This is a genomic window from Mesorhizobium sp. M8A.F.Ca.ET.021.01.1.1 (genome assembly GCF_003998025.1).
Lineage (GTDB): Bacteria > Pseudomonadota > Alphaproteobacteria > Rhizobiales > Rhizobiaceae > Mesorhizobium.
In genome coordinates this window covers 1-4,343 of sequence record NZ_RZSJ01000529.1, presented here as the reverse complement: position 1 = coordinate 4,343, position 4,343 = coordinate 1, and the positions used below count along the sequence as shown (strand labels likewise).

5 protein-coding genes are annotated in these 4,343 nt (G+C 62.9%); all 5 read left to right on the top strand.

The genetic code is table 11. The features are described from left to right. The first annotated feature begins 10 nt into the window (after positions 1–10). Complete coding sequence (thiC, locus tag EOA36_RS29020) at positions 11–1,846, top strand: phosphomethylpyrimidine synthase ThiC (RefSeq protein WP_127280432.1); 1,836 nt, start codon at positions 11–13, stop codon at positions 1,844–1,846. Beyond that, a complete protein-coding gene (thiO, locus tag EOA36_RS29015; protein ID WP_063169415.1) occupies positions 1,843–2,844 on the top strand; it encodes a glycine oxidase ThiO in 1,002 nt (333 codons plus the stop codon). Before thiC ends, thiO begins: the two co-directional genes overlap by 4 nt. Continuing rightward, positions 2,813–3,010, top strand: coding sequence for a sulfur carrier protein ThiS (gene thiS, locus EOA36_RS29010; RefSeq protein ID WP_024504260.1), 198 nt, complete (start codon positions 2,813–2,815; stop codon positions 3,008–3,010). The genes thiO and thiS overlap by 32 nt, the downstream gene beginning before the upstream one ends. A gap of 1 nt (position 3,011) precedes the next feature. Further along, the gene (locus tag EOA36_RS29005; RefSeq protein ID WP_126057619.1) at positions 3,012–3,785 is read left to right on the top strand and encodes a thiazole synthase; all 774 of its coding nucleotides are present in this window, start codon (positions 3,012–3,014) and stop codon (positions 3,783–3,785) included. Further along, a partial coding sequence (locus EOA36_RS29000; protein ID WP_127280431.1) for a thiamine phosphate synthase occupies positions 3,782–4,343 on the top strand: 562 nt, incomplete at its 3' end. The genes EOA36_RS29005 and EOA36_RS29000, both read left to right, overlap by 4 nt.

Sequence of the window (4,343 nt, the reverse complement as noted above, 5' to 3'; positions counted from 1 at the left end):
GAGCCTCACGATGAATGCCCTCACCCCCGCCGTATCGACGGGACCGCTGCCCGCCTCACGGAAAATCCACAAGTCCGGCGTCCTTTATCCGCACATCAAAGTGCCGATGCGAGAAATCTCCGTCCATCCGACGGCGGGTGAACCGCCCGTCACCGTCTATGATCCGTCCGGCCCCTATACGGACCCGACTGTCGAAACCAGCATCGAAAAAGGCCTTGCCCGGCTTCGCCATGAATGGATTACGGCACGCGGCGATGTCGAAGCCTATGACGGCCGTCATGTCCGGCCGGAAGACAACGGATTCGCGGCGGGCGAGCGCCTGACACCGGAATTTCCCGTTCGCAACCGGCCGCTCAGGGCCAAGGCCGGCAAGGCGGTGACCCAGCTTGCCTATGCGCGCGCCGGCATCATCACGCCAGAAATGGAGTTCGTAGCCATCCGCGAGAATCTCGGCCGCGAGGTGATGCGCGGCAAGCTGCAACGCGACGGCGAAGCCTTCGGCGCGGCGATCCCAGATTTCGTCACACCCGAATTCGTGCGCGACGAGGTGGCGCGCGGACGCGCAATCATTCCCGCCAACATCAACCATCCAGAGAGCGAACCGATGATCATCGGGCGAAATTTCCTGGTGAAGATCAACGCCAACATCGGTAACTCGGCTGTCACATCGTCGATGGCCGAAGAGGTCGAAAAGATGGTGTGGGCGATCCGCTGGGGCGCCGATACGGTGATGGACCTGTCGACCGGCCGCAACATCCACAACATCCGCGACTGGATCGTGCGCAATGCACCGGTGCCGATCGGCACGGTGCCGCTCTATCAGGCGCTCGAAAAGGTCGGCGGCATCGCCGAGGACCTCAACTGGGAGGTCTATCGCGACACGCTGATCGAGCAGGCCGAGCAAGGCGTCGACTATTTCACCATCCACGCCGGCGTGCGGCTGCACTACATACCGCTGACCGTCGACCGGGTCACGGGCATCGTCTCGCGCGGCGGCTCGATCATGGCCAAATGGTGCCTGCACCATCACCGGGAGAGCTTCCTCTACGAGCATTTCGAGGAGATCTGCGACATCGCCAGAGCCTATGACGTTTCCTTCTCGCTCGGCGACGGCCTTCGTCCCGGTTCAATCGCCGATGCGAACGACGCGGCGCAATTCGCCGAACTGGAAACACTTGGAGAACTCACCAAGATTGCCTGGGCAAAGGACTGCCAGGTGATGATCGAAGGCCCGGGCCATGTCCCCATGCACAAGATCAGGCAGAACATGGACAAGCAGCTCGCAGTGTGCGGTGAGGCGCCGTTCTACACGTTGGGGCCGCTGACGACCGACATCGCGCCGGGCTATGACCACATCACCTCAGGGATAGGTGCCGCCATGATAGGCTGGTTCGGCACCGCAATGCTTTGCTACGTCACGCCGAAAGAGCATCTCGGCCTTCCCGACCGCAACGACGTCAAGATTGGGGTGATCACTTACAAGATAGCCGCCCATGCAGCCGATCTGGCGAAGGGCCATCCGGCAGCGAAAACCAGGGATGATGCCCTTTCGCGCGCGCGCTTCGAGTTCCGCTGGGAGGACCAGTTCAACCTGTCGCTCGACCCCGAAACCGCACGGTCCTTCCACGACCAGACCTTGCCCAAGGAGGCGCACAAGCTGGCACATTTCTGTTCGATGTGCGGGCCGAAATTCTGCTCCATGCGCATTTCCCACGACATCCGTGCCGAGGCTCAGAAGGAAGGCATGGCGGCAATGGCGGCAAAATACCGGGAGGGCGGCGATCTCTACATGCCGGCGGACGAGACTGGCGTACCGGTCGTGCCAGAGGCTCCCAAACCATCATGAGGGTGCTCGTCAAAGGGGCCGGCGTTGCCGGCCTCACCGTCGCTTTCGAACTCGCCGCCCGCGGCGCGACGGTCACAGTCGCCGAGATGCGGCATGGCCTTGGCGGCAACGCGTCGTGGTTCGCCGGCGGCATGCTGGCGCCATGGTGCGAGCGCGAAAGCGCGGAGCAGCCGGTGCTGGATCTCGGACGCGACGCTGCCGACTGGTGGGATGCGGTGCTGTCGGGTCAGGTGACACGGGCCGGGACATTGGTCGTGGCCGCGCCGCGTGATGCCGGTGAGCTTGACCGGTTCGCCAGTCGCACGTCAGGGCATCGGCGCGTCGATGAAAACGAAATTGCGCTCCTGGAACCCGACCTCGCCGGCCGCTTCCGGCGTGGATTGCTCTTCCCCGACGAGGCTCACCTCGACCCACGCCCGGCGATGGCGGCACTTCATGACAAGCTTGCGACCATGGGTGTCAAATTCCACTTCGGCTGCGACGCCCGGCCTGTTTCGGGTTTCGCCCGTCAGATAGACTGCATGGGAATGGCAGCGGCCGATGACAGGCTGCGCGGTGTTCGCGGCGAAATGCTGATCCTTCGCACGCCTGATGTCTCGCTTTCGCGGCCGGTCCGTTTGCTTCATCCACGCTTTCCGCTTTATGCCGTGCCGCGCACCGATCACCGTTTCATGATCGGAGCGACGATGATTGAAAGCCAGAGCGCCGGACCGGTGACGGCGCGTTCCATGATGGAGCTGCTGGGCGCCGCCCATGCCCTCCATCCGGCCTTTGGTGAGGCCGAGATCGTTGAAACCGGTGTGGGTGTCCGTCCGGCATTTCCCGACAATTTGCCACGCGTCGAAACAGACGGTGAGATCATCGCGATCAACGGTCTTTATCGTCACGGTTTTCTCCTCGCCCCCGCCATGGCGCGCCAGGCTGCCGACCTGGTTTTCAGTCAAGACAGAACCAAGGAGCATGCTCATGAAACTGATGGTCAACGGCGAGGCGCGTGAGATTGCCGCCACCACGCTGGCCGAGTTGCTTGCCGCGCTCGACTATGAGGGCGATTGGCTCGCCACCGCCGTCAACAGCGACCTCGTGCACAAAGCCAACCGCGCGGAGTTCCAGTTGAGCGACGGCGACCGGATCGAAATCCTCTCGCCCATGCAGGGCGGCTAGCATGTTGGAGCTTTATGGAACCGAGCTTTCGTCGCGCCTGCTTCTCGGCACGGCTCAGTATCCTTCGCCGGCCATCCTTGCCGATGCAGTCAAGGCGTCGGGCACGTCGGTGGTGACCGTCTCGTTGCGGCGTGAGATGGCGGGCGGTAGAGCCGGCGAACAATTCTGGTCGTTGATCCGCTCGCTGGGCGCCAGAATCCTGCCCAATACCGCCGGCTGCCTTTCCGTCAAGGAAGCCGTCACCACCGCGAAAATGGCGCGCGAGGTCTTCGGCACCAACTGGATCAAGCTCGAAGTGATTGGCAATCACGACACGCTACAGCCGGATGTGTTCGGTCTGGTTGAAGCCGCCCGCATCCTGTGCGAAGACGGTTTTGCGGTATTCCCCTATACCACCGACGATCTCGTTGTCGCCGAGCGGCTGCTGGAAACGGGCTGCAAGGTCCTGATGCCGTGGTGCGCACCGATCGGTTCCGCCTTGGGACCGGTCAACATGACGGCGCTGCGCTCGATGCGCGGATATTTCCCTGGCGTCCCGCTGATTGTGGATGCGGGGCTCGGACGGCCGTCGCACGCGGCCACCGTCATGGAACTCGGCTTTGACGCCGTGCTCCTGAACACAGCGGTCGCCAAGGCGGCATATCCGGTCGGCATGGCGCGTGCTTTCGGTAAGGCGGTCGACGCCGGTCGTGAGGCGTTCAGTTCGGGAATGCTCGAACCGCGCGACGTCGCCGTGCCATCGACACCGATGGTCGGCAGGGCCGTTTTTTCATGAAGCTCGATCCCTTTTATCTGATCGTCGACAGCGCTGCCTGGATCGAACGGCTGGTCCCACTCGGAGTCCGGCTTCTGCAACTGCGCATCAAGACCGTGGATGAGGCTGGGTTGCGCGCGGAGATCCGCACCGCGAAGGCCTTGTGTGCTCGATACCAGTGCCAACTCATCGTCAACGACCACTGGCGCCTGGCAATCGAGGAAGGCTGCGACTTCATACATCTCGGCCAGGAGGATTTGCAGACCGCTGACCTCTTGGCGATACGGGCAGCCGGCGTAAGGCTCGGACTGAGCACACATGATCATCAGGAGCTGGAAACGGCGATGGCCGCCGAGCCTGACTACATAGCGCTTGGACCCATCTATCCGACCATCCTGAAGAAGATGAAATGGGCGCCGCAAGGGGTCGAACGGATCAGCGAATGGAAGCGCCAGGTCGCGCCGTTTCAATTGGTCGCCATTGGTGGCCTCAACCCTGAGCGGCTCGACGGTGTCTTTGCGGCTGGCGCGGACAGCGCGGCGGTGGTGACCGACATCACGCTCAACGACGACCCCGAGG